Source organism: Pseudomonas sp. YuFO20 (assembly GCF_035064975.1).
Taxonomy (GTDB): Bacteria; Pseudomonadota; Gammaproteobacteria; order Pseudomonadales; family Pseudomonadaceae; genus Aquipseudomonas; species Aquipseudomonas putida_AE.
Window position 1 is genome coordinate 1 of sequence record NZ_JAXDEO010000149.1, and the last position, 804, is coordinate 804.

Genomic DNA, 804 nt, shown 5'->3' on the forward strand with positions numbered 1-804 from the left:
GTCGAGCAAGAAAACTTCTTCGACACCCTGACGATTGCCACTGGCGCCAACACCGCCAAGCTGCACGAGCAGGCCCATGCCCAGCAGATCAACCTGCGCGTGGTCGATGCTGAACGTCTGGGCCTCTCCCTGGACGAAACCAGCACCCAGGCCGACGTCGAAATCCTGTGGGCATTGTTCGCCGCGGGCCAGACCCTGCCGGACTTCACCGCCCTCGCCGCTTCCGTCTCCAGCACCATCCCGGCCACTCTGGTTCGCCAGTCGCCCATCCTCAGCCACCCGGTGTTCAACCGCTACCACTCGGAAACCGAGCTGATGCGCTACCTGCGCAAGCTCGCCGACAAGGACTTGGCCCTCGATCGCACCATGATCCCGCTGGGCTCGTGCACCATGAAACTCAACGCCGCCAGCGAAATGATCCCGGTGACCTGGGTCGAATTCGGCGCCCTGCACCCGTTCGCCCCGGCCGAGCAAAGCGCCGGCTACCAGCAACTGACCGATGAACTGGAAGCGATGCTCTGCGCCGCCACCGGCTACGACTCGATCTCGCTGCAACCGAACGCCGGTTCCCAGGGTGAATACGCCGGCCTGCTGGCCATCCGCGCCTACCACCAGAGCCGTGGCGAAGACCGTCGCGACATCTGCCTGATCCCGTCGTCGGCCCACGGCACCAACCCGGCCACTGCGCAGATGGCTGGCATGCGTGTTGTGGTCACCGCCTGCGACGCCCGCGGCAACGTCGACATCGAAGACCTGCGCGCCAAGGCCATCGAGCACCGCGAACACCTCGCCGCGCTGATGATC

At 65.5% G+C, this 804-nt stretch carries 1 pseudogene; it reads left to right on the forward strand.

From position 1 onward, the window contains the following. A pseudogene (locus SOP85_RS30995) lies at positions 1-804 on the forward strand (glycine dehydrogenase (aminomethyl-transferring)); the annotation flags it as partial.